General features: G+C 37.3%; 23 protein-coding genes, 2 tRNA genes and 1 pseudogene. 9 read left to right on the forward strand and 17 right to left on the reverse strand.

Annotated features, from left to right (window positions below; translation table 11 throughout):
- Nucleotides 1-122, forward strand: a pseudogene (locus B9T24_RS16790) (IS3 family transposase); the annotation flags it as partial.
- Nucleotides 123-151: 29 nt separating this feature from the next.
- On the opposite strand, the gene B9T24_RS08700 reads toward B9T24_RS16790, so the two are convergent.
- From B9T24_RS08700 to greB, 8 genes are all read right to left on the reverse strand, one after another.
- Nucleotides 152-436, reverse strand: coding sequence for a hypothetical protein (locus B9T24_RS08700; RefSeq protein WP_086165418.1), 285 nt, complete (start codon nt 434-436; stop codon nt 152-154).
- A gap of 21 nt (nt 437-457) precedes the next feature.
- A complete protein-coding gene (locus B9T24_RS08705; RefSeq protein WP_086165419.1) occupies nt 458-1396 on the reverse strand; it encodes a hypothetical protein in 939 nt (312 codons plus the stop codon).
- A gap of 104 nt (nt 1397-1500) precedes the next feature.
- A complete protein-coding gene (locus tag B9T24_RS08710; protein WP_213032948.1) occupies nt 1501-1812 on the reverse strand; it encodes a hypothetical protein in 312 nt (103 codons plus the stop codon).
- 61 nt (nt 1813-1873) lie between these two features.
- Nucleotides 1874-2696, reverse strand: a protein-coding gene (locus tag B9T24_RS08715) for an IS5 family transposase (protein WP_143223741.1) whose coding sequence is annotated in 2 segments (ribosomal slippage) — nt 1874-2314 and nt 2316-2696 — 822 coding nt in all. Because the reading frame shifts where the segments join, the coding sequence is not laid out codon by codon here.
- A 5-nt stretch (nt 2697-2701) separates the two neighbouring features.
- Nucleotides 2702-3109 (reverse strand): hypothetical protein, encoded by a 408-nt coding sequence (locus B9T24_RS08720; protein WP_086165420.1) that lies wholly within the window; start codon nt 3107-3109, stop codon nt 2702-2704.
- A 67-nt stretch (nt 3110-3176) separates the two neighbouring features.
- Nucleotides 3177-4256, reverse strand: coding sequence for a Fic family protein (locus B9T24_RS08725; RefSeq protein ID WP_086165421.1), 1080 nt, complete (start codon nt 4254-4256; stop codon nt 3177-3179).
- A gap of 251 nt (nt 4257-4507) precedes the next feature.
- A tRNA-Ser gene (locus tag B9T24_RS08730) sits at nt 4508-4597 on the reverse strand.
- Nucleotides 4598-4696: 99 nt separating this feature from the next.
- Nucleotides 4697-5182 carry a transcription elongation factor GreB gene (gene greB, locus B9T24_RS08735; RefSeq protein WP_086165422.1) on the reverse strand — a complete coding sequence of 162 codons (486 nt, stop codon included), beginning with the start codon at nt 5180-5182 and terminating at the stop codon, nt 4697-4699.
- 365 nt (nt 5183-5547) lie between these two features.
- On the opposite strand from greB, the gene B9T24_RS08740 reads away from it, so the two are divergent.
- Nucleotides 5548-6660, forward strand: coding sequence for a transglycosylase SLT domain-containing protein (locus B9T24_RS08740; RefSeq protein ID WP_086165423.1), 1113 nt, complete (start codon nt 5548-5550; stop codon nt 6658-6660).
- Nucleotides 6661-6723: 63 nt separating this feature from the next.
- Here B9T24_RS08740 and B9T24_RS08745 read toward each other — a convergent pair whose 3' ends face one another.
- Both B9T24_RS08745 and ttcA read right to left on the reverse strand, forming a co-directional pair.
- Nucleotides 6724-7107 carry an SCP2 sterol-binding domain-containing protein gene (locus B9T24_RS08745; RefSeq protein ID WP_004648257.1) on the reverse strand — a complete coding sequence of 128 codons (384 nt, stop codon included), beginning with the start codon at nt 7105-7107 and terminating at the stop codon, nt 6724-6726.
- Nucleotides 7108-7322: 215 nt separating this feature from the next.
- Nucleotides 7323-8243 carry a tRNA 2-thiocytidine(32) synthetase TtcA gene (gene ttcA, locus B9T24_RS08750; RefSeq protein WP_086165424.1) on the reverse strand — a complete coding sequence of 307 codons (921 nt, stop codon included), beginning with the start codon at nt 8241-8243 and terminating at the stop codon, nt 7323-7325.
- A 497-nt stretch (nt 8244-8740) separates the two neighbouring features.
- Here ttcA and B9T24_RS08755 point away from each other — a divergent pair, with 497 nt between their 5' ends.
- Nucleotides 8741-9598, forward strand: a complete 858-nt coding sequence (locus B9T24_RS08755; RefSeq protein WP_086165425.1) for a lytic transglycosylase domain-containing protein — start codon at nt 8741-8743, stop codon at nt 9596-9598.
- A 141-nt stretch (nt 9599-9739) separates the two neighbouring features.
- Complete coding sequence (htpX, locus tag B9T24_RS08760; protein WP_086165426.1) at nt 9740-10645, forward strand: protease HtpX; 906 nt, start codon at nt 9740-9742, stop codon at nt 10643-10645.
- 49 nt (nt 10646-10694) lie between these two features.
- Here htpX and B9T24_RS08765 read toward each other — a convergent pair whose 3' ends face one another.
- The 4 genes from B9T24_RS08765 to B9T24_RS08780 all read right to left on the reverse strand — a co-directional run bounded on the left by B9T24_RS08765 (nt 10695) and on the right by B9T24_RS08780 (nt 16422).
- Nucleotides 10695-11048 (reverse strand): hypothetical protein, encoded by a 354-nt coding sequence (locus tag B9T24_RS08765; RefSeq protein ID WP_171264883.1) that lies wholly within the window; start codon nt 11046-11048, stop codon nt 10695-10697.
- Between the two features lie 19 nt (nt 11049-11067).
- Nucleotides 11068-11658: a DUF4112 domain-containing protein gene (locus tag B9T24_RS08770; RefSeq protein WP_086165428.1), complete on the reverse strand. Its 591-nt coding sequence runs from the start codon at nt 11656-11658 to the stop codon at nt 11068-11070.
- An 87-nt stretch (nt 11659-11745) separates the two neighbouring features.
- Entirely contained in the window at nt 11746-13083 is a 1338-nt protein-coding gene (mgtE, locus tag B9T24_RS08775; RefSeq protein ID WP_086165429.1) for a magnesium transporter, read from the reverse strand.
- A 237-nt stretch (nt 13084-13320) separates the two neighbouring features.
- Entirely contained in the window at nt 13321-16422 is a 3102-nt protein-coding gene (locus tag B9T24_RS08780) for a multidrug efflux RND transporter permease subunit (protein WP_086165430.1), read from the reverse strand.
- A 323-nt stretch (nt 16423-16745) separates the two neighbouring features.
- Here B9T24_RS08780 and B9T24_RS08785 point away from each other — a divergent pair, with 323 nt between their 5' ends.
- Nucleotides 16746-17120, forward strand: coding sequence for a diacylglycerol kinase (locus B9T24_RS08785; RefSeq protein ID WP_086165431.1), 375 nt, complete (start codon nt 16746-16748; stop codon nt 17118-17120).
- A gap of 141 nt (nt 17121-17261) precedes the next feature.
- Here B9T24_RS08785 and B9T24_RS08790 read toward each other — a convergent pair whose 3' ends face one another.
- Complete coding sequence (locus B9T24_RS08790; protein ID WP_086165432.1) at nt 17262-18863, reverse strand: isocitrate lyase; 1602 nt, start codon at nt 18861-18863, stop codon at nt 17262-17264.
- 813 nt (nt 18864-19676) lie between these two features.
- Here B9T24_RS08790 and B9T24_RS08795 point away from each other — a divergent pair.
- Together B9T24_RS08795 and B9T24_RS08800 are read left to right on the forward strand one after the other, a co-directional pair.
- Nucleotides 19677-20666, forward strand: a complete 990-nt coding sequence (locus B9T24_RS08795) for a LysR family transcriptional regulator (protein WP_086165433.1) — start codon at nt 19677-19679, stop codon at nt 20664-20666.
- 128 nt (nt 20667-20794) lie between these two features.
- Nucleotides 20795-22123, forward strand: coding sequence for a hemolysin family protein (locus tag B9T24_RS08800; protein ID WP_086165434.1), 1329 nt, complete (start codon nt 20795-20797; stop codon nt 22121-22123).
- Nucleotides 22124-22217: 94 nt separating this feature from the next.
- On the opposite strand, the gene B9T24_RS08805 is transcribed toward B9T24_RS08800, so the two are convergent.
- Entirely contained in the window at nt 22218-22727 is a 510-nt protein-coding gene (locus tag B9T24_RS08805; protein ID WP_086165605.1) for a hypothetical protein, read from the reverse strand.
- A gap of 704 nt (nt 22728-23431) precedes the next feature.
- On the opposite strand from B9T24_RS08805, the gene B9T24_RS08810 reads away from it, so the two are divergent.
- Nucleotides 23432-24163, forward strand: coding sequence for a hypothetical protein (locus B9T24_RS08810; protein ID WP_086165435.1), 732 nt, complete (start codon nt 23432-23434; stop codon nt 24161-24163).
- Nucleotides 24164-24207: 44 nt separating this feature from the next.
- Here the strand turns inward: B9T24_RS08810 and B9T24_RS08815 are convergent, their stop codons facing one another.
- Nucleotides 24208-25971, reverse strand: a complete 1764-nt coding sequence (locus B9T24_RS08815; protein ID WP_086165436.1) for an alkaline phosphatase D family protein — start codon at nt 25969-25971, stop codon at nt 24208-24210.
- A gap of 208 nt (nt 25972-26179) precedes the next feature.
- On the opposite strand from B9T24_RS08815, the gene B9T24_RS08820 reads away from it, so the two are divergent.
- A tRNA-Leu gene (locus B9T24_RS08820) sits at nt 26180-26265 on the forward strand.
- The last annotated feature ends 59 nt before the right edge of the window (nt 26266-26324 follow it).

A 26324-nucleotide genomic window follows, 5' to 3' on the forward strand; every position in this document is an offset into this window, starting at 1 on the left:
AAGCAAAAGCAGATATTACAAAATACGTAGAGCTATTTTATAATCAAAGTAGAATTCAGAAAGGTCTGGATTTTAAGACACCGAATCAAATGGCAGAGAGTTTTTATAAGTCGGCTGCCTAGAATCTCCCAAGTGGAAGTCTCCTGCAATTTCAGCACACATCATCCTTTAATAAACTTAAAAAGCTATAGGATGTTCCTTTTACTAAAAAGCTATTATATTCACCTGCCAAAAACTTCCGAACTGCCAAGAAGTTTCCAACCTGTGCATAGCGACCTGCCCCTGTGGTCATAAACTCCAGTGCATTGACAGTAATGGGCAAACGGTCATCTTTATGAAAATTAACAATCCGTTCATCTAGGGCATCCTCAGGTTTGGTTGTTTGTCCATATAGATAATAACTAATGATTTGATACATATTTGGAATGGTACTCATATTGTTTTCCTCTTGATTAATTTAATTTTTTTCTACAATGGTGCCACAGGCTGTGATGGATATTTCTTGCTTCATATTTTTTTTATACACAGGTTTTCTTAGACCACCTGTACTCCAAAGTAGTCCATATTTTTGTACTTGCTGGGGTTGATTTAATAATGAATCAGCATATAAATCTGATACATAGAAGTCATCAATTATTACCCCATCAATTTGATCTAAACGTAATTCAGGCTCTGGTGTAATACTAATTTCCCCACGGCGGTATGCTGCTGTCTTCGCAGGGTCACTATTATTAACAAGATTGTTACCTACAAATGGGGTTCGTCTTTCAATTTCTTCTTGATCACAACATCTCTGATTTATGCTATACCTTGATATTCTGTAGTGCTTGGCATCGATCTGTTGCAGTGTAGATAGTGGATAAATGTCTAAGTCAACACCACTTCCCTCTCTCGTTATTATTGAATAATTTTCAGGTAGAGATTTTATATATTCTATATTAATACTATTATCATCATTCCATAATGTCACCAAACCATTATTAGATTTACTAAAGTCATAACATCGTCGAGGATCACGTAGACATGTACGTCTATCGATATATTCTGGAATTGAACCAATTGCGATAATACCTAGATTTTCTATCCATGATTTATTAAAATCAGCCTGTGTCATCAGATCAATAACTTTTTCCTCATTTGAAAGATCATATTTTGATATTCCTACAATGCTAAATTTATAGTGATCATAATGTTTAGATCGGCTTTGCAAATGATGAACAATCAAATTCACACGTATATTTTTTAACTTTTCTTCATCACTTAAAAATTTCCCTTCTGCTGTACAATATCCTCTTCTTTCATTATATGCTTCATACTGCCAAGCAATAAGTTTAACTACCGAATAAATTAGTAATATAAAAATACTAAAAAAAATAATTTTATTTGATAACTTCATTATTTCTCATCCAAAAAAATCATTAGGTTTAGTACCTTTACCATATAAATACCATGACAAAATTTCAAACATTGTCGGGATTATACTCATGTGATTTACCTTATTTAATTATTAATTCGTTTTAAAGTTTTTGGATCTACTGCAAAGCTCTTAATGAGTTTTTCTGAATTTTTTCTAATTAATTGCCAATCTTTTAAATGAGCTCGTTGAAAATATGCTTCTATTTGAACTTTCATAAAAGGCTCTAGATTCCAACGCATGTTACATCTTGGGGCAGACAACCCTTTCATTACATAATTATTACACTCCAATAGTGTGATAATTTTCCCTGTATTATCTTTTTGCAGATACATATCTTTCGTTTCAGCATATCCTGAAAACTTTACCCATTCAGGATGTGGAGCATATTTCTCCAAACCGAATTCTTGTTTATAGGTAGGGGTGTATATATATATAGTAGATCTCTTGCGAAAGTTGTTATTGCGAGTTGATTCGGTTTACCAATGCAGCTATTAAGTTGACGCGTAAACCAAATCTTTTCCGTCTATTTCGATATCGTTCACTTAATATTCTAAATGTTTTCAATTGACTATTAATGTGTTCGATCACAACTCGTATTTTTCCAATCTTTTTATTGTACTTTTTTTCAGCATCAAATAAAGGGGAATTCTTCTTTTTCTTGATCGGCATCAATAATTTAAAGCCCTCTTGCTCTAATCCATAGTACCCTAAATCCGTCAGAACATATTCACAATGTTTGAATTTCTTAACCGTTTTTCTTGCCAGTTTAATATCATGCTGACTGCCATTTGATACATCGATCCCTATGATTTGTTTGCTCTTCGGATGATAGATCACTTGTGCTTTTAGCGTATGTTTCTTCTTTTTACCACTGTAGAACTTACTCTGATTTTTTTTTCGGGCGTTCTATTGAACATTCTGTGGCATCAATAATGACCCAGTTAAAGTGTTCGTCTGCTGTGGTAATGCTTCGTTTTGGCAGAGTAAAACGTCTTGATTTCATTAATGCATCTTCAACTTTTTTAATGGTTCGATTCACATTGCTTTCAGCGATATGGTAATTTGCCGCCAATTCCAGTTGAGTACTGTAGTTCCGTAAGTAATTGAGCGTTAATAACAACTGATCCTCTATAGCTAAAGTATGAGGACGACCTGATTTCTTTTTGAGTGATTCTGCTTTTTCTAAAACCTCTACCATTTCGGTAAAAACTTGCCGAGGTACGCCAACCAAGCGTTTGAATTCAGAATCTGAAAAACGGTTTAATTTCTGATATCTCATAAAACTTAGATTGAGGTGGTTTTTACTTTCGCAAGAGGTCTATTATATTTAAATACACTCATCGAGAATAAGTTCTCGGCAACATAGTTAAACAGTGATGTGAGGTGAATAAAGTTCCCTAAATTTTGTCTACCACTAGCTAAGCTTAATAATTGTTCACTTCTAAACTCAACAAAGCTGTTTCCTCTTACCCACTGACGTACAATAAAAGGAGCATAGATGACAAATGAAATCATTTTAAAACTGAAATGCTGTATTTCAAGTGTTTTCCTTATCGCCTCAATATCAGATGAAGAAAATCGCCTTTCGATGACTTCTTCAAACAAAATGGGTAACATTTTTAAAGCAGAATAATAATTATCAGTTAAAAGTAATTTTTGATCTTCATCCGATATTGGTTTGAGTAATTTCATAGCACGTCTTTAACTTCAATACATTTCTATAAAACTCAAGGTTTGGCATTTCTTGAATTCAGTCTAATTAAATAATATCTGCATTAAGTACATATCGTTGATTTTTACTTGTAGGCTTATCTGGAATTGTCATCTTAATAAGGTTTAAGTCCAAAGCTGGGCCTAAATAATTTTTAGAGAAAGTTCCCCTATGTTTCATTTCAAGCAATACCATTAAATCATTAATAGAATATTCTTTATCTTCAATCATCTTCGAAATGAGTCTCTTGGTATTTACATAAGGTTCACTCTTTACAGCAACACTACTCTCTTGAATTTCGATTCGACTTGAGTTTACGACTGGATCACATACTTCAACACTTTCATGATATCCATCCCCTGTACTGCTTACAGCAACTTGCTCTGTTTTACCTTGTCCGTTTTGGAGTTTATCGATCTTGTTCGCAAATAATAAATCTTGACGTTCTATTATTTCTTTCAGCATCTTTAAAATGGTATCCAGATTAAACTCAATAAATTCGCTCGGATCATTAGAAAGCAGGAGTATAGAAAGATTACGATCAGAAATCGAATCCATCATCCAAAAACAATCATGCGCAAGAACATGATAAAGAATAGGTTTCCACTCAAGTAGAATAATGTTTTGCCATAAGCCAGCCATTAAGATATTGACATCAGTATCATCAAAAATGGGGTGCTTGAGCATTATCCAAGTGAATAGACCGCAACGAATCAACGGATGATAATCGTTGTTGCCTATCAACTGAAATATAGAACTCGATTCTGGCGAGCTATTTTTTATTTCCGCAAGCTTAGAAAGTCCACTGTAAGAAACCTTATGCGAAACATCAACTCGTTTAAATTGAAGCCTATCATCACCAAATAAAAGCCTTGTAGCCTCAGAAAAGTGATCAAAACTGCTTACTTTCCACGTATTCATTCTTTGGATAAGAGCGATAACACTTTCTTCAGTAATACTGTCATCTTTTTTATAACTTAATTTTTCTGATGCTATTTTAGCAATTTGTTCATCATTACCCTTCTTTAAATCATACAAGTTAAATCGACTTATCACTTCGTAAATTTCAGTAACGCAGTTAATTAATTGATGACTAGCATTCACTTTATAACTTTTATTTTTCAACATTATTTTACAGAACCATTCCCCTTTTTTATCAATTTAATACTTCATTACTGATATTAAAAGAATAATATCAATATAAAATCAGACTTCGATAACATGAAAGTACATTAAACCAAATAAAGTAGCTGTCCTAACCTGTCTTATATTGTTGGTTTTAGTTTGATCCAATCCAATTTTTTATGTGGGGTAGGTTGTGGGGTAAAACTACAGACAAGAAAAAAGCCCTTGCAAATACAAGGACTTAATTCAAAATTTGGCGGAAGCGGTGAGATTCGAACTCACGGAGGACTCACACCCTCGTCGGTTTTCAAGACCGGTGCATTAAACCGCTCTGCCACGCTTCCAATGGCGGCTATGATATAAATAAAATCCAATCTTAGCAAACATTTTTATACTTTTTTCTTACTGACTGCTTAAAATAAAATCAAAATCCATCATTTTGACTATTTTTCAGGCTTTTCATAACGAATTTCATTGATATACCACAATTTTTTTCCTGATGGTGTCACCACTTCAACCTCATCATCGACTTGTTTTCCAAGCAACGCTTGCGCCATAGGTGAACCAATTGAAATATGTTGTGGGTGGTGATCATAAATTTCATCTACCCCAACAATACGCACCGTGATTTTTTCACCTTGATCATTCTCAATCTCAACCCAAGCACCAAAATATACTTTCCCTTCTTGTTCAGGGGAAAAATCAATAATTTTAAACTCTTCTAAACGCTTACCTAAGTAACGAACACGGCGGTCTATCTTGCGTAAAATTTGCTTATTATATTGGTAATCCGCATTTTCACTGCGGTCGCCCAGACTCGCAGCCCAGTTCACTTTTTTAGTAATTTCGGGTCGTTCTTCATGCCATAAATGTTGTAATTCCGCGACCAATTTGTCGTGTCCAGCACGTGTAATTAAGTTAGATTTCATAGTATTTTTTGATGTTATGCTTACAATTTATTGACAATAATGCGCTATTTTATCTAATTTTCAAACAGAACTAAAGTTTATAAAATTAATTATTAAATTAAATCAGTTATTTATACTACATATTTTAAAAAAAATTAGTACAAAATTTGACAAGTTTATTTTTCAGCCTTATTATGCGCTCATGTTTTCAAGTTGCCTATTTTTTAATCTATGTAGAAATTCTACATTATTCTTCTTTTAATCCAATGTCATTTTTGAATGACGTCATGACTGCCCAACCCTTATTGAATTTATCAAACTTGAAAAAGTCTGAGGCATGTTTGTCTTTACTTTTTAGGGCATAAATTACTTGTAGCGGAGACAACATGCACAGTAGTTCAACTTCTGGAGTGAGGCTTAGCCTTAACTCTTTAAAGTCCTCTCTCTCATTAAAAGTTCTTGCATTTAGTACACTGCTAATTCCATTTCACAGCATTAATGCAAGTAAATCGTACCAATACGATTCTGTCGTAAACGACAAGCAATTAACTGTCGTTTCAGTCGAAAATTCGACTACGGTATTTAAAGATGGTTCTCATCTACATGGTTTTGGTTATGACCTAGCACGCAACTACGCCAATAGTTTAAACGTTAATTTAGTGTTTAAAACAGTACCAGACAATGCCACAGCACTTAAATGGATCTCGCAAGGTAAAGCAAACTTTGCCATGACCACTGCGGATGTAAGCTCAATCGAGAAAAAGCATTTAGCTTCATTTTCAGCAACGTGTGGTGATTTAAACAGCTTGCAAAAAAATGGTTTAGATACCAACCTGAATTGGGTCTTTAAACATGCTGATGACCCACTGACCCAAACCGCGAGTGGTTTTGTCTGTCAGGGCAAACAATCTGGCTCGATTCGTCAACTGGCTTCATTCTATAATCAGAATGTCGTGAAAGAAGAATCATGGGACAGCATTCAACGTGATTTAAATCAACGCATGCCTATTTATAAAGCTAGCTTTAAAAATACGGCTGAAAAATATGATTTAGATTGGCATTTATTGGCTGCTATTGGTTATCAGGAATCGTATCTGAAACCAAACTCAGTTTCGCCTACAGGTGTTCGTGGTTTAATGATGCTCACCAACAGTACAGCAAAAGCGATGGGTGTGAGTAATCGAACTGACCCTGCACAAAGTATTGAAGGTGGTGCTAAATATTACGACCAGATGTTAGATCGATATCAGGATGTACCCCTCCCAGATCGTAATTGGTACGCACTGGTGGCTTACAATATGGGACCCGGTGCAGTCAATCAGATTCAAAATCGAATCAAGGCACAAGGTAAAAACCCCAACAATTGGGTGAATTTGTACAGTTATTTAGATAACAACAAAGCCAGCAATGGTCGTTATCGACAAGCAGTTCAATATGTAACGCGTATCCGTGCCTATTTGGAACATATTAAATCTACACCACAGTTAGTTAACATCTAATCTGTGTACTGTAGACAAAAAAAAGCTTAGCAATCCAGCTAAGCTTTTTTTTGTTCAAAAGACTTAAGCTGTTTGCTCAAGCACTTTTTTAAATAAATCTTTTTGTTCTTGGCTTGGCTTCGCAGTTTGTAAAGCCATTAATTGTGACATATCACCTTGAACTTTAATTTTACCTGTCATAAATGCTTGCATTGCGGCAGCCATATCAAACTCTAGGAACACTTTGCGAAGTGTTTCACCATCCATATTCAATGTCGTTTTCGCATTTGAAGATAGACCTTTTTTGATTGCTCCACCATCCAAAGACAATTCAGTATTGCCCTCTGAATCTGCAACCACTAAATTGATTGCTAAATTTGCAAGTGCAGGTGGCAAGTTTAAGTTACCAGCTTGAGCAGTTAAAGTCTCTACTGTTGAAAACCAATCATCAGTTAAAAAGGCAGGCATGATGTTTCCTCAATTTATTTGTTCATTTGTGTCGCCTATCCAGACAACATCTTTGTGAAGCTATTGTGCTTGACGCCTGTTATAGCATGTAAAATTGTTTTCTGCTTAAAGTTTTTTGCACTGGACGTTCAATTTTAATACTTTTAATACATTTATTAAATAAATCAGATATATAAAATAAACACCAATCCTAAAATTGGTGTTTAAAGTCAGCATTATTCTGCCGCAAAACCTAAATTGACCATATTAATGCGTTTGTTTGGTGCTTCATCTTCAGTTGAACAACTTCCTGTGAAATCAATCTCACGTTGCTCATCTAAAGCTTCAAAATCAAATAACTCACGATCGGCCAATTGTGAAGGCGATACGTTTTGCATCGCACCAAAAATACTATGTAAACGCTTCGGATATTCTGCATCCCATTCACGCAACATATTATTAATCATTGCGCGCTGTAAATTTTCCTGTGAACCACATAAGTTACAAGGAATAATCGGGAACTGTCGCATTTCTGCATACTTAATAATATCTTTTTCTTCCACATAAGCCAGTGGACGAATCAAGATATTCTTTTTGTCAGAGGACAACAGTTTTGGTGGCATCGCTTTTAAGCTACCGCCATGAAATAAGTTCAAGAAGAAGGTTGCCATAATGTCATCACGATGATGACCTAAAGCGACTTTAGTTGCCCCAATTTCTTGCGCAAAACCATATAAAGAACCACGGCGTAAGCGTGAACACACGGCACAATAGGTTTTACCTTCAGGGGTTAACTTTTTGGTAATGCTATACGTGTCTTTTTCCAAAATATAATATGGAATATTATTTTCTTCTAAATAACGCGGTAACACATCTTCTGGAAAGCCGGGTTGCTTTTGGTCAAGGTTAACCGCAACAACATCAAAGTTTATGGGTGCAATACGTTTAAACTGCAACATGATGTCCAGCAAGGTATAACTGTCTTTACCACCAGAAATACATACCATTACCTTGTCACCTTCTTCGAGCATTTTAAAATCACGAATGGCATGACCGACTTGACGGCGAATCTTTTTCAACAAACGGTAATATGCCGAACTTGTAGGCAGTTCTGGTTTGAAATTAAATCCTTGTTCGGACTCAACTGGCGAGTACATAGACGAGATAAACCATAAATAAAAATACCGCGCGATTTTATCCGATTCAGCTGCATATCGCACCAAAAGAATTTATTTTCTGAAAATTGATCATTGCTGTCATTTTGATGTCATTAACCCCATGCTATTTTGACCGTTTGAGTTCAAATTTCACCCACAATGCTTACAGTTTGTACTTTCCCACAGTTGTCCACAAAACCTGTGGATAACTTTGTGGATTTCAAAAGGCTTGACACGGTCTCCGACCTATTATTTAAGGCTTCTATTTAAATTGATCACTTTTTAATCAATTTAAAATTAAATAAAAATCAATGGTTTAATTGTGTCAAGTTATCCTGATTAAAAAAAAATTAAATATTTTTTGATTACTATCTCTACAATTAGCACTTGCTTTTTACAAACTCAACGAGAAATAAATTTAGAAATACTTTCTATCCTATTTTTTTTTGTTAAACTGCTATTTAACTGTTTGAGGCAGATTTTTTCTACATTAAAAAATGAAAAATAACATTGTAAGTATTGGATTTTATATTTTGGGGTATGTAACAGTTAGTTTTGTTACAGCGACCAGTTACGCGGGTCAAACCATTTATCAACTCAAAGAGTCCAATGGCACGACCTTACTGACCAATAAACAAGGTCGATATAGTCATTTAAAAGTTGAAAAAAAAACCTATTATCCTGACAGTAATATGCACAGTTATACGAACTGGGGAAATTCTGAAGCATCAGTTTTACCAAGCTACAGTCGCAATAAGAATGCGTTTGACCATATTATTAAGCAAGCAGCATCACAACACGGTATTTCTGAAGGCTTAATTAAAGCTGTCATGCATACTGAATCTGGATTTAATGTCAATGCTCGCTCCCCTGTGGGTGCACAAGGACTGATGCAACTCATGCCTGCCACAGCACGACGTTTTAATGTATCCAATGCTTTTGATCCACAACAAAACATTATGGCGGGTGCAAAATATTTAGCATGGTTGACGAAACGTTTTAATGGCAATACGTCATTGGTTTTAGCCAGCTACAATGCGGGTGAAGGCAATGTTGCTAAATACGGTGGTATTCCGCCATTTAAAGAAACCCAAGATTATGTCAGACGCGTCAGCAGTCGTTTCAGCAACCTATACTCAAATGGCGTCGGTTTAAGCTCGAGTTCAAATCGTGATAGCCGTCCAGATAATGCTAAAATTATTGCACAATCAACTCCAGATGAAGCATCACCCTCTCGTTACAGTGAACAACGTCAAATTATTATGGCATCTGATGGTAGTTATACTGATGCCCCAATGCGCTCATACGCCACGGCACATGCCACAGCTTCTGCTAAAATCTCAATTGCCGATTAAAAAACTCAGCCAGTAAATACCATCATTAAACAGAATTACTGATTTTTTTCCTTGAATTTTTAAGGCTTACACCTCATATTTAAAAAGATGATTTTTGATTCAGAAATCAGATTATTTTTTTATTATAAGAGGATTTTCTCAATGATGCGGATTGGTTTGTTCTTGCTTACCAACCTCGCGGTACTGGTGGTAGCTGGCATTATTTTGTCACTCTTCGGTGTCGGTAGTTACCATGGCGCGGGTGGCTTAAATTTAGGCAACCTACTGGTTATCTGTTTTGTCTTTGGTATGGTTGGTTCACTCATTTCTCTATTCATGTCTAAATGGATGGCGAAAAAAACCACGGGTACTGAACTGATTGACCCAAATGCGCCTCGTAACCAAGCGGAAGCATGGTTATTACAAGAAGTTGCGCAATTGGCTCAACGTTCTGGTATCAATATGCCAGAAGTGGGTATTTTCCCTTCTTATCAATCAAATGCTTTTGCCACAGGTTGGAACAAGAACGATGCTTTAGTTGCCGTTTCAACGGGTTTGCTCGAACGCATGAACAAAGATGAGCTGCGTGCTGTCCTTGCGCATGAAATTGGTCACGTTGCCAATGGCGACATGGTGACTCTTGCTCTTGTACAAGGCGTAGTCAATGCCTTCGTGATGTTCTTTGCTCGTGTTGTGGGTGACTTTATTGACCGTAATGTATTTGGTCGTGAAGATGGCGAAGCACCTGGATTAGCTTACTTTGGTATTACCATCGTATTGGATATTGTGTTTGGTATTCTTGCCTCTTCTATTGTGATGTGGTTCTCACGTTACCGTGAATATCGTGCCGATGAAGCGGGTGCACGTTTAGCCGGTAAACAAGCGATGATCTCTGCATTATTACGCTTACAGGCTGAATCAGAATTACCTGATCAGATGCCAAAAGAAATGAAAGCATTCGCAATTACGGAAGGTAAAGAACAAGGCTTTAGTTTAGCGGCTTTGTTCCAAACTCACCCAACAATTGAGCAACGTGTAGCAGCATTACAACTATTGAATTGTCCATAATATTTTTTATTGAATAGATATCAAAAAGCCTCCAACATGGAGGCTTTTTTTAATGATGCTCAATACAGCGTAATAAACTGCCATTCAGATCAATCACACAAAAAAGCCTCACTCCCCCCAATGGCTCAATTTCGGTAATACGTGCATTGGGAAATGCTGACCAATCTAAAAGACGCCAAGCCTGATCTAAAATTGATAAATCCTGTACACGGATACATGCGCTATGCCAAGATGTTTTCGGGTCTAATTCTGGGTGATGAAAAAACTCAAGCTTGAAACTGTCTTTTTCTAGCATCATCCATATATCTGATTGGTAAATACATTGAAAGCCCAACATGGCATAAAAATTTCGTGTCGCCTCAAAATCAATTGCAGGTAAATTTGCAGCAATATAATCCATTATTTTTTATCCTAAAAATGAACTAGACATTCAAACCTTGAAACCAGTGCCATAACCAACTCAGTCCAAACCACATCGCAGCCAACATAAGCACGAGAACAATGAGCCCTAAAAGATCAGGAATATGTAGCCAAATCCATGCGACGATGGGATTACGCCAAAATTTTGACGTCTGCTGTTTACGCTCTAAGCTTTCATGTAAAAAGGGATGCAGCACATGTACATCGCTCTGAATCTGATATTCAGCTCGAATATGCTCATGTACAACAGTTAAAGCCCTGCGGCTTGGGCGAATAAAAATATCAAAAATAGTACCAATCACCGGAATAAAACCAATGACTGCATCCATCATGGCCAATTTCATCACTGAATTTAATTTACTTTGAGGCACGCCAATTTGTTTGGCTTTATAAATGGCATAACACGTCAGTGCAAACCCCGCAACATCACCCGCAACAGGAATAGTACTTAACGCAGCGTCTGCCCCGACCCCTTGTTTGGTAAATGGAATACGCACCACCGAATCCATCATATTGGCAAACTTGGCTAAATCTCGTTCTAATCGCAGCACCTCTTGCTGTGTTAATTTTTTTTCTTTTTCAACCGCAACCATGTTTTAGCCTTGTTTAAACATTTGTGTTATCGCTCTGAGAATAAAGTATAAATTGAAAATAAGTGTGTATATTTATTATCTATATCGCTATAGCAATAACTGTGAAGCGATAAATAAATAGACCAGAACACCTGTCGCATCACAAATAGATGTCACCAATGGTGCAGATGCACTTGCAGGATCAAATCCAAAACGATTGAGCACAAAAGGCAAACTCATTCCAATTAAACAGCCCAAAAGCACAATACCCATCATACTCAGAGCAAGCACTAAAGCGACCATTTCATCACCTCGGTAATATCCCAAAAGTGAAACTGCAAGCGCCATTGTTCCTCCTAAACATAGAGCAACCAAACCTTCACGTCCCAATAAATAGAACCAGTCTTTAAAATGCACATCGCCCGTTGCTAATGCACGTACCATCAGAGTTGCCGATTGAGAGCCTGCATTTCCGCCACTTCCAACCAGTAAGGGTAAAAAGAAGACCAATACAATATTTGCAGCAATGATGTCTTCAAAATGTGCAATCCCCAGACCTGATAACAAACTACCAAAAACAAGAAATACCAACCAATACACCCGTTTTTGATAGAGCTGTAATATCGAGGCAGATTTAAGACTCAGTTTAGATGATGCATCAACAGCACCAGATTTTAAAAAATCTTCCGTTGCCTCTTCACTGGCCACATCCATCGCATCATCATATGTCACAATACCCACCATCACACCAGCATGATCTACAATGGGTAATGCCAGTAAGTCATAACGCGCAATGGTTTTGGCTACTTCATCCTGATCAGTATCAAAATATGCAAAAATAATATCGGTAGCCATTAAATCACTAATATTATTTTCTTCTTCGGCAAGTATTAATTGTTTAAGTGACAAAACACCAAGTAACTTTCTTGCTTCATCAAGTACATAAGCCAAATAAATGGTTTCTGTGTCAGGTGCTTCATAACGCAACATTTTAATGGCATCTTTTACCGAAATATTCGGCTTTAGGGTGGCATATTCAGAGCTCATAATTGCCCCTGCCGTACCTTCGACATAAGAAGAGAGCTGTCGAATATCTTCACGTTCGGCCTGTGCCAATGCAGGCAATAAAGCATTTTGCTGCTCGTGATCTAAACATTTAAATAAATCGACACGCTTATCTGAAGGCATTTCCCCCATAATTTCTGCCAAGTCTATTCGCGTTAACACTTGTGCAAATTTCACTTGTTCTTCTGGTTTTAAATATGAAAATACATAGGCGCGTGCAGGAAGATTCAGCAGCAGTTTTTGACTATTTTCTAAAGGCAATTGCGCCAAAATATCAGCTAAATCTGCGGCTTTAAATGTTTTGACAGAGTCTAATGCCAATGAAATGTCATGATTGCTTAACGCATCATTTAAAAGGTATAAAAAGTTGTTGTAGCTCATGCTCGCCCCTATTACCTAACATACGTAATGAGGCTGCAACGGCTATCATTTTATCTGCCGAATAGACCCACATAATCATGTTGGTAAATATAGATGTTTGAAGTTTGGTGTTTCTGACAACTGTACCTGTCCATTTAGGGATTTAATCCTCATCAAACCGTTCATACGGCGCAGCAATACTACAAATAACTTTTACCTTTCTCAACTTTTACAACAAAACATAAACAATTTAATCACTTATCTTTTGCTAACAGACTTAGCTTTAAACAGTGTTCGTATCAATACATACATAAATGGAATAAAAATCAGCACCAAAATGGTTGCAAAAATAACCCCACCTAACACACTCACGCCAATTTCCTGACGACTCGCAGCACCCGCACCAAAAGCAAAAACCAATGGAATCACACCTGCACCAAATGCCAATGACGTCATCAGAATGGGACGTAAGCGTAGGCTCGCACCTTCCAATGCAGCTTCAATCGCATTTTTACCTTGTTGCTGCGCTAAGGATGCAAATTCAACAATTAAAATGGCATTTTTACAAGACAAGCCAATGGTGGTCAGTAACGCAATTTGGAAATAAATATCATTGGGAAATCCGACAAAGTAACTAAATAAGATATTGCCACCTATCCCGAGCGGAATCGCACTCATCACGGCAGTCGGAATAGACCAACTTTCATAAAGTGCAGCTAAGCATAGAAAAATAAAGCCAATCGACACCAGATATAACAGCAGTGATTGGTTACTAGATTTTTGCTCTTCAAAAGATAAACCGCTCCATGCCACATCAATGCCAGATTGCTGTTCAACCAGCTTACCGACATCTTGCATGGCAGCTCCCGAACTGACATTTTTAGCGGTATCCGCTTCCATTTGCAATGCCGTATAACCCATATAGCGATTGACCACTTCAGGGCCACCACTCCAAGTCACATTGGCAAACTGACTAAAGGAAACCATTTGATTTAGATCATTACGCACAGACCAATATTGCAAATCTTCTGGCTTAGAACGGAATTCGGCATCCCCTTGCATCATGACCCGTTTAATCCGACCACGGTCAATAAAATCATTGATATAGCTGCCGCCCCATGCACTAGACAATGTGCTATTAATGGCAGTTTGCGACAACCCATTTGCCATGGCAAGTTTCTGATCAACATTGACCTTGAGTTCAGCTTTATCTGGATTAGAGCGCTTGTCAAGGTTTTCAAAAGTCGCATATTGTTTTGCTTGTTGCTGTAATTGCTTAAATTCACGCTCTAGATACTGACGACCTTGACCATTCACATCACGAATCCAGAAATCCAGTCCATCAGTTTGACCTAAACCGCTGACCGAAGATGGCAAACTCACACTAATTTGTGCATTCGGATTACTTTTAAAATATTTTAAAGCACGCTCACGGATGGCTTGCGCTGAGTTTTCTTGCCCAGAACGCTCATCCCAATGTTTTAATGCAATAAAGCCCTGACCCAAATTTTGCCCTGTGCCAGAAAAATTACGCCCATAACGAATCATCACCAAATTGACATTCTCTTTTTCATGTTCTAAGAAATATTGTCGAATCTGTTCACCAATGTCTCGACTTTTTGACATCGGTGCGCCATCAACCAGTTTAAACTGCACATTTAAAATCCCCTGATCTTCACTGGGAATAAAACTGGTGGGTAAAGCACGATAAAACAATGCAAAAACAGTAATTAATGCCACAAAAACAACGAGGGAAATAGCTTTGTGCTGAATCGTCAACTTGGATAATTTTAAATAATGCTGCTTTAAACCCTCTAACTTTTGATTAAACCACAGTGCCCATTTGGCAGGTTGTGGATTCGGTTTTAAAATTAGCGCGCATAAAGCGGGGGTTAAAATCAGTGCCACAGCCAAGGATAGAGCCATTGCAGCCACTAAAGTCATTGAAAATTGGCGATAAATCACCCCAGTCGAGCCACTAAAAAATGCCATCGGAATAAATACCGCCGTCAGCACTAAGGTAATCCCAATCAATGCACCACTAATTTCTTGCATCGACTCAATGGATGCTTGTTTTGCAGTTAAATTTTTCTCGTGCATCAAGCGTTCAACATTTTCAACCACCACAATGGCATCATCAACCAAAAGCCCGATCGCCAAAACCAAGGCGAATAAAGTTAAAGTATTAATACTCATACCCAGCACAGACAACACCGCCATCGTCCCCAAAATCACCACGGGCACAGTAATGGTTGGAATCAGTGTCGCTCGCCAATTTTGTAGAAAAATAAACATCACCACGATCACCAACAAAATGGCTTCAAACAGTGTTTTAACCACTTCCTTAATCGATTCTTGGACAAATGGCGTATTATCCCGTGGATAAACTAGCTGATAGCCATCAGGCAATTGTGTCGTCAGATGATCGACTTCAGCCTTAATTAAAGCTGAAGTAGCTAAGGCGTTGGCACCTGAAGCTAAGGAAATGCCCATTCCCGCAGAGGGAAAACCATTAATGGTATTAAACGACTGATAGTTTTCCGCACCTAGCTCAATGCGTGCAACATCTTTTAAATAGATAAAACTGCCGTCTCTGGTCGATTTAACAATGATATTCTCAAATTCCTCGACGCTTTTTAAACGTGAGCCTGAAGTCACTTTGGCATTTAAATACTGATCTTTTACAACAGGTAAGTCACCGATTGCCCCAGCTGCCACTTGGGTGTTCTGTGCTTCGACTGCGGCACGAATATCACTGGGCATTAAGTTATATTGTTTTAATTTTAAGGGATTTAACCAAATGCGCATGGCATATTGTGAGCCAAAAACATCCACCTCACCAATGCCTTCAATACGGGCTAAATCTTGCTCCAAATGGGTCATCATATAATCGGACAACTCAATATTGTCACTTTTTCCCGAAGCATCGTACAAGCCAATCACCATATGAGTATCGCCCAGTGACTTAAAGACATTGACTCCTTGACGCTGAACATCTTCAGGTAAACGATTCAGCACACCATTAATGGCATTTTGCACTTGAACTTGAGCGGTATCTGGATCTGTGCCATTTTCAAAACTTATACTAATTCGACTACGACCAGATGAATCACTACTGGAACTAAAATACAGCAAATCATCAATGCCTTTAATTTGCTGTTCTAAAACTTGGGTAACACTCTCTTCTACCGTTTCAGCCGATGCCCCCGTATACGTTGCACTTACCGTAATGCGTGGTGGTGCAATGTCAGGATAGCGCTCTACGGGTAAATTCAACACTGCGAAAAGCCCAAAAGCCATTACAATAATAGCCAATACGCCAGCAAAGATGGGGCGTTGAATAAAAAATTTCGACAGCATATGACTTGATCGCAGTATAAAAAGGTGAGATTGCTAAACATTCAAAACTGTTTTTTAATTTAGCAAATTTATTTTGATATTCAGTAACTAAAATTCAAAACACAATAACATTTAACAGAAAAATAATTTTTTACTACAAATAAGGAGAAACAATGAAGATGGGCAATATAGAATCAAAATTATCCTATGATAATTTTCCTTATTTATCATCACACGGTTAACACTCGCTTAAAACTATCATTTTTTAAATAAACCTTTTGGAAATTAATCTCGGTTTAATAAATTTGCTCTATTTTGTCTGAAATTGATGAAAAATTTGAGTTATGACCCCACACTCTCCCTTCAAAGGCTCAACAGGCTTGAAACGCATTATCAATGCCACCTCATATTCTCTTGCTGGTTTTAAAGCTGCATTTTCCAATGAAGCCGCTTTTCGGCAAATTACATTTTTAAATGTCGTACTCATTCCCAGTAGTTTTTTAGTTGATGTATCGCGTGTAGAACAAGCATTAATGATTGCTGTTTGTTTATTTGCACTGATTGTGGAATTATTTAATTCTGCGATTGAAGCAGTTGTAGATCGTATTTCTTTAGAAAAACATGTACTTTCAAAAAATGCCAAAGATATGGGCAGTGCCGCGCAATTTGTGGCTTTAAGTATTATTTTTATCACATGGCTGCTGATTTTAATCTCTTAACCATTGAAGTTCATCATATAAATGTAAATCTTATAGCTTACTTAATCTTTAGCTTAGTCTTTATAGCTTGCGCTTATTTCAATTAAAAGCCATAAAAAAAACCCTGCTTTCGCAGGGTTTTTTCTGAATCAGTTTGGAGGATTAACCACCGAATTGGTTCATTGTGTTTTTAGCATCATCATGCGCTTTCAATGCATTGTCACCAGAGAAGATTTCTTTGTGATCATCACCGATGTCAGAACCAGCCATTGCTTGGTGTTTAACACATGCGATTGTACCGCGGATTTCTTTACGTTGTACGCCAGCAACATAAGCAAGCATACCTTGATCGCCGAAGTAACCTTTAGCAAGCTCATGTGTAGAAAGAGCAGCTGTGTGGTAAGTCGGAAGTGTGATCAAGTGATGGAACACACCCGCTTCACGAGAAGCATCTGCTTGGAATGTACGAACTTTTTCATCAGCATCAGCAGCTAATTCAGTTTCGTCATACTCAGCGCTCATTAATTTAGCACGGTCATAAGCAGAAACGTCTTTACCTTCAGCAACGAAACGGTCATAAGACTGTTGACGGAAGTTTAAAGTCCAGTTGAATGATGGGCTGTTGTTATAAACAAGCTTCGCATTTGGAACTGTTTCTTTCACACGGTTAACCATGTGAGCGATTTCTTCAACGTTTGGAGTCGCAGTTTCAATCCAAAGAAGATCAGCACCGTTTTGTAAACTAGATACGCAGTCAAGTACCACACGGTCAATTTGAGTACCTTCACGGAACTGGTACAAGCCAGAAGCTAAACGTTTAGGACGGTGTAATTTACCATCACGTTTGATCAAGATTTCGTCTTCTTGAGCATCAGCAATGTCAATTTCAACTGTGTCTAGGAAACCGATGTATTGAGAAGCGATGTCGCCTGACTCTTTAACCACTGGGATTTTCTGAGTTAAGTCAGCGCCTTCAGAGTCAGTACGTGCAACGATGATACCGTCATCAACACCCATTTCTAAAAATGCATAACGTAATGCATGGATTTTAGAGATGAAGTCTTCATGTGGAACAGTTACTTTACCAGCTTGGTGACCACACTGTTTAGCATCAGATACTTGGTTTTCAATTTGAAGCGCACAAGCACCAGCTTCGATCATTTTACGAGCAAGTAAGTAAGTCGCTTCTTCGTTACCGAAACCAGCATCGATGTCCGCAATAATTGGCACAACGTGAGTTTGGAAACCGTCGATTTGAGCAGTGATTTCAGCAGCTTTAGCAGTATCACCAGCTTCGTTTGCTTTTTTAAGCGCACGGAACAAATCGTTTAATTCTTTTGCATCTGCTTGACGAAGGAAAGTGTAGATTTCTTCGATCAAAGCAGGTACTGAAGTTTTTTCGTGCATAGATTGGTCAGGAAGTGGACCGAATTCTGAACGAAGCGCAGCAACCATCCAACCAGAAAGGTAGATGTAACGACGGTCAGTTGTACCGAAGTATTTTTTGTTCGCAATCATTTTTTGTTGCGCGATGAAACCGTGCCAGCAGCCTAAAGACTGAGTGTATTGACTAGAATCAGCATCATAAGCCGCCATATCACGACGCATAATCGCAGCGGTATATTTAGCAATATCTAAACCAGTTTTGAATTGGTTTTGCATTTGCATACGCGCAGCATCTTCTGGGCTAATATCGCGCCATGTGCTACCGAATTTTGCTTTTAATTCGCGGATTGCATCTACTGCTGTTTGATATTGAGTCATGATATTTCCTGTAATAATATTAGGATTTCATCAATCGAAGGAATAAATCTGCTCGGTATTCAATTGTTCAGATTTAGAGCGCTTCGTTGTTATGGATACAGCTTAGATCGAGTCAAAAAATTAATCCAATATTCTGTGTTGATTTTCAATATTTATTTAAAAAATATGTAGATCAAAGTCGTATTATAATTATGCTGTTTTTTATCAAGTTATTGTTTTTATTCTTTTAAAGAAGTTTTCCTTTTTTATTTTTCACAGTAAAAATAGATTCAGCTCCCTATTTTTCTTTATTAGACCTAAGTCTCAAACTTATCAACAAGACTGTTTTTATACAATAACTCAGCTTTTACCTGTTTTATGAGCAGTAGGTTTAAAATAATCACAGCTTATAATTTCACCCTATTAAGTAGCTAAGCTTTCGTCGCCATCAAGTCAATATTCAGGATTTTAAAAAACGGCTACGCGATCTAAACTTAAGGCTTCCGAACGACAATCACATTAAAATAAATTGCATTTAACCGCCTCGAATAAAAGTGCAATAAGGTTTATCTGCTTGCAATTATAGTCCCCATCCTTTAATCGTTAAAATACAAAATGCGGAGTCACTTTAGATCAGAAATTATATACAGCTGAATTAAAAACAAGTTCATCATGTCACAGAATTTGCAACAAAAAAGAACATGCTGCACCATAATAGAACCATATATGATTCTATTTTATAACGTCTTTTTTTTCATCATATTTCCTACACAAGCCTTGCTGCTTATGGCATAATCAACATAATTTCATGGCTTGATTATCGGTATTTCTTATATGAATTTGGAGCGTGTCGACCTCAATCTATTAATTTACCTCGATGTACTTTTACGTGAAAAAAATGTAACCCGCGCAGCAGAACAATTGGGCGTTACCCAACCCGCCATGAGTAATATTTTACGTCGTTTACGTAATTTATTTAATGATCCTCTCCTTATTCGCTCTTCTGAAGGGATGACCCCAACAGAACGCGCACTCGAACTTCAACCCCGTATTCGTGATGCCTTGTCTGATTTATCCATGATCTTGGAACCACGTACCGAATTTCGTCCTTATACCTCGAACCGTGTCTTCCGCATTATGACCTCCGACTATGCTGAAGCAACGCTGGTTCCTCGTCTAGTCAAAGCCCTACGGTCCGAAGCGCCAAATGTTGTTCTTGATTTTCTAACCCCAAGTGACGTGTCATACCGTGACATGGAGCAAGGCAAAGTTGATTTGGCCATTAATCGCTTTAATGAAATTCCACAAAGTTTTCACCAAGTTTTGGTTTGGCGCGACAGTTTTTCCTGCTTGCTCAATAACAAACATCCTGCTGCAAATAACCTTAATCTCAAAAGCTATCTAGATGCACAGCATATTTGGGTGTCTAAAACAGGCATGGGCGTTGGTTTCGGGGTAAATCCTGAAAAACAGGCTGGACTGGGTTGGATTGATCAAGCACTCGAGCGTATTGGTCAAAAACGTAAGATTTCCGTCTTTACCCGTCATTATCAAATGCCTGCTCTTTTGGCATCGAATGTCGATTTGATTGCAACGCTGCCAAGCCGTATTGCACATCTACAATCAAACAATTCAAATTTGCTGATTAAAGATCCACCATTCTATATTCCTGAATTTGAATTAAAAATGGCTTGGTGTCCGCTATTGCATCATCATCCTGCACACCGCTGGTTACGCCAGCTTATTCTGTACGTTGCTCGTCAAATGATTGAAGAAGAAAATCGTGAATTTCTTATGAATAACTCACAATTTTCGCATTATTAAACAGAAAAATTCTTAAATTCTTCTTTTTTAAGCTTATACTGTGCCTATCGAGGTAGTAATCTCTTTACTACCTCTCGTTCTTTTGTGTTAAAAATATTCCATAATAATGATGATCTACAGGTGGATTCGTGAGCCTTTTCCAGAATATCCTCATCATCGTAATACTGATTGCAGGAGCCGGTTTCCTCTCTTTAACTGAAATTGCCCTTGCTGGTGCACGTAAGGTCAAACTTAAAATTCTTGCCGAATCTGGCGATGAACGCGCACAAAGAGTTTTAGACTTACAAGCACAATCTGCTGACTTCTTTGCTGCTTCACAAATTGGCTTAAATGCCGTTGCCATTCTGGGTGGTATTTTAGGTGAGGCTGCCTTTCGCCCCTATTTTGTCACGCTGATTGATCGTATTTATCAAGGTCCTTGGACGGAAACGATTGGTTTCGTACTCTCCTTTACCTTAGTGACCTCACTATTTATTCTTTTTGCAGATTTAATGCCGAAACGCTTGGCGATGATCGCACCAGAAAAAATTGCGGTCTCTGTCATTAATCCAATTCAAATCTTTATTAAAGTCTGCAAACCATTGGCTTGGATTATTAATGCCATCGCAAATTTATTGTTTCGTTTGTTTAAAGTTAATACCATTCGTGACGATAATATTACCTTCGCAGATATTTCAGCCGTCATGGATGCTGGTGCACAAGCCGGTGTGCTACAAAAGCAAGAACATCATTTTATTGAAAATGTATTTGAACTTGAAGAACGCAATGTACCTTCAAGCATGACCACACGTGAAAATGTGGTGTTTTTTACTTTAAAAGAGTCTGAAGCCAGCATTCGCCAAAAACTAGCAGAATATCCATATTCTAAGTTTGTAGTGTGCAGTGAAAATATTGATGATGTGATTGGCTATATTGATGCCAAAGATATTTTAGTGCGCATTCTGAACAATCAATCTTTACTGCAATTGAACGAAAATACTATTCGTAACGTACTCACGATTCCAGATACATTAACCTTGTCTGAATTACTGGATCGGTTCCGTTCAACCAAAGAGAAATTTGCGGTTGTTATTAACGAATATGCCTTGGTTGTTGGTGTGATTACCCTTTCCGATATTATGATTACCGTTATGGGCGATTGGGTGACTCCGATTGAAGCAGATCAGCAAATTATTAAACGTGATAACAATTCATGGCTGATTGATGGCAGCACGCCTATTGAAGATATCAAACATGCGCTTGAAATTAATGAAATGCCAGATGATGAAAATTATGAGACTATCGCTGGTTTTATGATGTATAAGTTGCGCAAAATTCCACGCCCTGCCGATGCCGTGGATTTTGATGGTTATAAATTTGAAGTGGTCGATGTCGACCATTTCAAGATAGACCAATTACTGGTTACTCGATTACTTGAAAAACCCACAGAAAATGAAACTCAAGAAGAAGCAGAGTAAATCGTCGCTTAAATTTTAGGTTAGGCTGTTGCAAAAAAGCAAGATGACATAAAAAAGCACCTTCATGAAGGTGCTTTTTAACTATTTACAAAGATTATCTAAAGTGTTCAATCAAGCTTTTAATCACCAGAGCATAATGAATTCGAATATCATCTTCTAAAATATTGTAGGCATTATCAAACTGAACCATTGGCCAGCCTTCTTTCCAAAATGGGAAAATATTGTGCAAACCATTCGTTACAATGGCATCTTCACGAACAATGGCTTGTGCAACTTGTGATAAAACCTGAGCAGTTTCAGCACCATCAATTGCCATATAATCAATGCCGCGCACTTTCAAAATACGGATACGATCTTTTTTATATTTAATCTTTTTCGCTTGTCCTGCATTTAGTCCCAATGCCAAAGTGACCGCTTCAACAAAGTTTTTTTCAAAAGCATTATGCAAAGCAACAATGGCTTGCTTATATGCTTCTTGACGACCCGCTTTACCACCATTCAAGATAATCTCTTTCGCTTCAGTATTCAGCTCATCGTTTTTCATGGACTGTAAAATGTCTAAAATTTCGATATCGCTTAAAGATTCAGGAGATTGATCAGTCATGAACTGTCCTTGGACAAAATAATAAAGCACTATTTTCGCATAAATCACCATTTAATACAGGAATAAAATCTAGTTCAGCATATTCTTCACGTATAGCACAGCTAAAATAATCGCTAAAACAACTTGATGAGTGGCAAAACCAATTGATCTAAATCGTGGCTTCAATTAATAATTTTTCAGATAAAACAATATTAGATAACTTGCATAAATTAAAAAAATTAATATTCGATTATTTGAAATTTGCATTGCCTCATTTTGAGTACTTCAATTTTTATGCCTTTGCGTAGGCATTATCTCTACTTTTGAAAGGTCAAAATGAGGATCTCAAAATATATTTTGAGTCCGCAAGAAAAAGCTTTTGTTTCCCATACACGACATCCTGAGCCAGTTTTAAGCATTGCTTTAAAATGCAGCGCAAGGATGGGAAACGTGTGGCATCCATGCCACACTCATGAATCCAATACTTCCTAGAATTTTTTTTTAAATTTTGGCTTTCAAACAATTTATGTTGATCAAAAAACGACTTATGAAAGAAGTCTATTGTAGATTAATCCTCAGAAATCCCGAAACCTAACTGCTCATTCTACTGAAAATAAAAATAACAGCGGTTAATTGCTGATTCATAAATCATAGCGCCATTTTTTTCTGCCAAATGTCATTAAATCATTTATATTACAGTTCATTTTTATGTGCTCTTGATTCTTATGATCAGCAACAAACAAACTGCGCTTTTTTTAAAACAAATGCGGGAACAACACCCAACCGCCTTTAAAAGAAATTTTTTGTTTTATAGTATGATCAAAACCAAAGGCATTTTAGATGAACTTAAAGAACTGATTCCTTGGCTTCTTGCGGCAATGATATTTATCTCTCTTTCAATGAGTTTGGGTCATTTCATCTCAGTTCAATTGCCACAATTTGATCACTTTCGTTCCTATGGCATTGCTGTTTTAGCCATCATGTTGTTGTTTATGCTATATACTCCATTGGTGATTAAACAAATCAAACACAGTTCAACCTCTTTATATCAACAACTTCGTCATACCCCGATTAAATTAGCAGGGCTGATTCTGCTACAAGCCATTAATATTGCCTATATTGAAAGTATTTTTTTACAGATTATTCTTTTTTTTCTTGCCTTAAGTTTTGGTTTTGTACGCTTTTATAAAGAAAATATGTTCCGTGCTGACACTCAAAATGAACAATATTTTTATCTACAAGAAACGCGTCGAATCTGTTTTTGGTCATATAAACAAATTTTAAAGATTAAATTCAAGCGTTTATTCAGTGCTAAAAATTCAGAAAAACGCAATGCACTGCAACAACAAGAACAACAATTTATTGACCTCTATATTCAACTGATTCGTTATGAAAATGATTTGTGCAAAACCCATAAACATGTGGATATCGAGACCTATTTAGATAGCTTAATGTAGCGCCCAAAACTGAGTTTCCCTACCCAGTTTTTGAGCACCGCAAGTTAAGCAATTTTTGGTTCGGCTTTTATATCATTGAGCATACTGTCTACCAAAACTTGATAAGAACGATCATGATCGACGGTATACTGTCGGTCTTTAATGGTATTCACAAACACCCAGTTTGCTTGCATCTGCTGCGTAGTAAAATGCACTGTTAAATAGCCACGTTGGTTTAAATTACAATAATTTAGTTCATCAATTAAAGTTGTGAAAGCCAACTCAAATTGTTGTAATTGTGCCAAGGGAATATTTAAATATTTTTCCAAACCTGGTGAAGACACTGAACTGGTCGCCAGTTCCAAGCCAACATGTTCACCACTTTGACTGTGTAAATCCGATGCCCATGCATTGTGCGTATCACCCGCTAAAACCACGACCTTTTTATCAATTTTCCTCAAGGTCGCATAGAGTATTTCACGCTCCGCAGTGTAACCATCCCAAGCATCTAAATTATAGGGTGCCACTAAAGTTAAACGTGCTTTTTCTCTTTCTGTTAGGCTTGGATCACCCTGTAAAGCTCGCATTTTCAAAGTGACTAATTCTGGAATTTTTTGGTTTAAAGCCACAATATCCATCTGGCTTAACGGCAGCAAAAGTTCCGCAGGAATCAGCATTTTACTCATCAGTACTTGTTGGCCAAGTACATTCCAAGTCGCTGTAGATTGCTCTAATTGAGCCTGTAGCCACTGCAATTGCTTATACCCCATTAACGTCCGCATTGGATGATTTAAATCTTGTTGAAAACGCTGAAAATCCATTCCCTGCGCTGTCATGTAGTCAGCATAATCTAACTGTCGATCACGTGCTAAGATGCGTGTATCTAACATAGTCAACTGCACCAAGGTGCCAAAATTAAATTGACGATAAATATTTAAATGATCATTGTCTGAAACAGGACGTATAGGCATCCATTCAAAATAAGCTTGCAGCGCTGCAATTTTACGCGCTATAAATTTACCTTCATTTTTATTACTTTCTGTTTCTTCTGTATGGTTTTCCGCGCCATCTTTCCATGTATCATTCGCTAGTTCATGATCATCCCAAATCACAATAAAGGGATGACGCTGATGTACCATTTGTAAAGCGATATCTTTTCGATATAAAGCATAACGCTTACGATAATCGTCCAATGTAATTATTTCTTTATTATTATCTAAAGCCAACTCCCGCCCCAATTTAGCAGCATCTTCTGTGGCATAGCCGTCTTTACCATATTCATAAATATAGTCTCCTAGATGAATGACCACATCTACATCCTGTTTGGCTATTTCCTGATAAACATGGAAATAACCTGCTGGATAGTTAGAACAAGAACAGACCGCAAAACTCACTGTATTGCTAATTTCAGGCAATGTTTTGGTTTGCCCTATAGGTGAAATAACATTGCCATAACGGAATCGGTAGTAATAACGCTGATTTGATTTTAATTTATTGGCATCGACTTTTACGGTAAAATCTTGTGCTTGTGCAGTTTGTACTTTGCCAGTATTAACCAATTGGATAAATTTTTGATCTAAAGCAATTTCCCAAATGACCTCTAAACGCAAAGATACATCATTCGGTGTAAGACGCGTCCATAAAATAACCTTATCTTTTAAAGGGTCACCACTGGCAACACCATGTAAAAAATCTGCTTTCACACTATCAGATTGCATGCCATCATCAGAATCCCCTCCACAAGCCGTCAGTGATATCGGTAAAGATAAAGCCCCAAAACTGGCCAAGGTTTTTTGCAGAAGTTCACGGCGTGAAATTTTCAAAGACATCATATTTTTCCTTATTTTTTATTCTTTTAATATAAAAAAGGATTGTTGCTTTATGATCTCAAATCGATGAAAGAATCATGACAATTTATTGTTTCTTGATAAAAAATAAAGAATTTTGCTAGATAAGCACATGAATTGATTGAAAAGAAAGCAAACAAACGTAAAGATACTTGCCAAGTTTTCATTCGTCCTCTATTATTGCGCTCATGCCCGAGTGGTGAAATCGGTAGACACAGGGGATTTAAAATCCCCCGCCCACAAAGCGTGCCAGTTCGAGTCTGGCCTCGGGCACCATTTTAATACTTCTTAAAATGGTGCAATAAAAATCCCAGCTTATGCTGGTTTTTTTATGT

The organism is Acinetobacter sp. ANC 4654, assembly GCF_002135425.1.
Taxonomy (GTDB): domain Bacteria; phylum Pseudomonadota; class Gammaproteobacteria; order Pseudomonadales; family Moraxellaceae; genus Acinetobacter; species Acinetobacter kyonggiensis.

What these genes read in the sequence shown, in the direction of transcription:
- B9T24_RS08755 (WP_086165425.1), top strand. Translation starts at nt 8,741, where the DNA reads ATGAAAAATAACATTGTAAGTATTGGATTTTATATTTTGGGGTATGTA.
- B9T24_RS08725 (WP_086165421.1), bottom strand. Translation starts at nt 4,256, where the DNA reads ATGTTGAAAAATAAAAGTTATAAAGTGAATGCTAGTCATCAATTAATT.
- B9T24_RS08720 (WP_086165420.1), bottom strand. Translation starts at nt 3,109, where the DNA reads ATGAAATTACTCAAACCAATATCGGATGAAGATCAAAAATTACTTTTA.
- B9T24_RS08700 (WP_086165418.1), bottom strand. Translation starts at nt 436, where the DNA reads ATGAGTACCATTCCAAATATGTATCAAATCATTAGTTATTATCTATAT.
- ttcA (WP_086165424.1), bottom strand. Translation starts at nt 8,243, where the DNA reads ATGTACTCGCCAGTTGAGTCCGAACAAGGATTTAATTTCAAACCAGAA.
- B9T24_RS08795 (WP_086165433.1), top strand. Translation starts at nt 19,677, where the DNA reads ATGAATTTGGAGCGTGTCGACCTCAATCTATTAATTTACCTCGATGTA.
- mgtE (WP_086165429.1), bottom strand. Translation starts at nt 13,083, where the DNA reads ATGAGCTACAACAACTTTTTATACCTTTTAAATGATGCGTTAAGCAAT.
- greB (WP_086165422.1), bottom strand. Translation starts at nt 5,182, where the DNA reads ATGAAATCTAACTTAATTACACGTGCTGGACACGACAAATTGGTCGCG.
- B9T24_RS08740 (WP_086165423.1), top strand. Translation starts at nt 5,548, where the DNA reads ATGCACAGTAGTTCAACTTCTGGAGTGAGGCTTAGCCTTAACTCTTTA.
- B9T24_RS08810 (WP_086165435.1), top strand. Translation starts at nt 23,432, where the DNA reads ATGATCAGCAACAAACAAACTGCGCTTTTTTTAAAACAAATGCGGGAA.
- B9T24_RS08745 (WP_004648257.1), bottom strand. Translation starts at nt 7,107, where the DNA reads ATGCCTGCCTTTTTAACTGATGATTGGTTTTCAACAGTAGAGACTTTA.
- B9T24_RS08785 (WP_086165431.1), top strand. Translation starts at nt 16,746, where the DNA reads ATGACCCCACACTCTCCCTTCAAAGGCTCAACAGGCTTGAAACGCATT.
- B9T24_RS08705 (WP_086165419.1), bottom strand. Translation starts at nt 1,396, where the DNA reads ATGAAGTTATCAAATAAAATTATTTTTTTTAGTATTTTTATATTACTA.
- B9T24_RS08790 (WP_086165432.1), bottom strand. Translation starts at nt 18,863, where the DNA reads ATGACTCAATATCAAACAGCAGTAGATGCAATCCGCGAATTAAAAGCA.
- B9T24_RS08805 (WP_086165605.1), bottom strand. Translation starts at nt 22,727, where the DNA reads ATGACTGATCAATCTCCTGAATCTTTAAGCGATATCGAAATTTTAGAC.
- B9T24_RS08815 (WP_086165436.1), bottom strand. Translation starts at nt 25,971, where the DNA reads ATGTCTTTGAAAATTTCACGCCGTGAACTTCTGCAAAAAACCTTGGCC.
- B9T24_RS08770 (WP_086165428.1), bottom strand. Translation starts at nt 11,658, where the DNA reads ATGGTTGCGGTTGAAAAAGAAAAAAAATTAACACAGCAAGAGGTGCTG.
- B9T24_RS08780 (WP_086165430.1), bottom strand. Translation starts at nt 16,422, where the DNA reads ATGCTGTCGAAATTTTTTATTCAACGCCCCATCTTTGCTGGCGTATTG.
- htpX (WP_086165426.1), top strand. Translation starts at nt 9,740, where the DNA reads ATGATGCGGATTGGTTTGTTCTTGCTTACCAACCTCGCGGTACTGGTG.